Consider the following 1,356-nt stretch of genomic DNA (forward strand, 5'->3'; position numbering starts at 1 on the left):
GGGCCTTCCCCCATGGCGGTGGACACGCGGTCATTGATCACGCGGCGAGCGTGAGCTTAGCGGCGTGGTGTCGTCGTTCGTATTCGTTGGGGCTGAGGTGGCCGTTGGCGGAGTGCCGGCGGCGGGTGTTGTAGCGGGACAGCCAGGCAAAGACCGTCCTTCTGCAAGTGTCGGCGTCGCCGTAGTCGCGGGCGCCCTGGAGTGTCTCCCGTTTCAGGGACGCGTGGAAGCTTTCGCAGGCTGCGTTGTCCGCACTCGTGCCGACTGCGCCCATGGACCGGGTGACCTCCAGCTGGTCGCAGAGGCCGGCGAAGGCCCTGGACCCGTATTGCGCTCCGTGGTCGGAATGGAAGACCGCCCCCTTCAGGCCGCCGCGGGTGCGGGCCGCCATCGTCAGGGCGTCGGCGACCAGGTCGGTGCGCATGTGGTCGGCGATGGACCAGCCGACGACCCTGCGGCTGAAGCAGTCCAGAACGGTCGCGAGATAGAGGAACTCCCCGTTCTCCAGCGGCAGGTAGGTGATGTCGCCCATGTATTTGTCGCCGGGTTCAGGGGCGGTGAAGTCCCGCCGGAACAGGTCCGGAACCCGTGCGGCGGCAGGGCCGGGGACGGTGGTGCGGATGCGTCTGCGCAGACGGACGCCGGTGATGGAGAAGGTCCGCATCACCCGTGCGACGCGCTTTTCGTTGACCCGCAGGCCCGTCTCGCGGAGCTCGGCGGTCACCCGGGGTGAGCCGTAGGCACCGCCGGACTCCGCGTGGACCACGCGGATCCTTGCCGCCAGGCGCTTATCGGCCCGCTGCCGGGCATCTCTGGCCTCCCGGCCGGCCCGCCACTTGTAGTAGCTGGACCTGTTCAGGCCCAGGACCTCACAGAGCCGCTTCACCTCGAAGGCATCCCGGTGGTCGTCGACGAACTGGAAGCGGCTCATCACCAGTTCGTCTCTCCGGCGAAATACTTGGCCGCCTTGCGGAGTATGTCCCGCTCGGTCGCCAGCTTGCGTTCACTGGCCTCCAGCTCGGCCACCCTGGCCTCGAGCTGCCGGATCCGCTCGTCCGCATCCGCGGCCGCTGTCACCTGCGCTGCCCGGGACACTGTCCCGGTGTTCCGGGCAGCGTCCGGGCCGACGCCCCGGACTTCGCGGGCCCGCAGCACCCAGTTCCGCAGGGTGTTCCTGTTGATGCCCAGGTCGGCGGCGATGCTCTTGTAGGTCGCCCCAGGTGTGGACTCGAACAGGTCCACGGCATCGGTCTTGAACTCGTCCGAGTAGTCCTTCATCGCCATCGGCGGTCTTCTCGCTTCCTCCGGATCAAGCAGATCCAGTATCAGCGTGTCCACCACTCAGGGGGAGGCTCC

Annotated in this window: 1 protein-coding gene; it reads right to left on the minus strand. The window is 68.0% G+C overall.

Annotation, left to right across the window (positions count from 1 at the left end):
• Positions 1-37: 37 nt before the first annotated feature.
• Positions 38-1,284, minus strand: a protein-coding gene (locus EAO72_RS40985; RefSeq protein WP_410090565.1) for an IS3 family transposase whose coding sequence is annotated in 2 segments (ribosomal slippage) — positions 38-945 and positions 945-1,284 — 1,248 coding nt in all. Because the reading frame shifts where the segments join, the coding sequence is not laid out codon by codon here.
• Positions 1,285-1,356 lie beyond the last annotated feature (72 nt).

Source organism: Streptomyces sp. OR43 (genome assembly GCF_008042275.1).
Classification (GTDB): Bacteria; Actinomycetota; Actinomycetes; order Streptomycetales; family Streptomycetaceae; genus Streptomyces.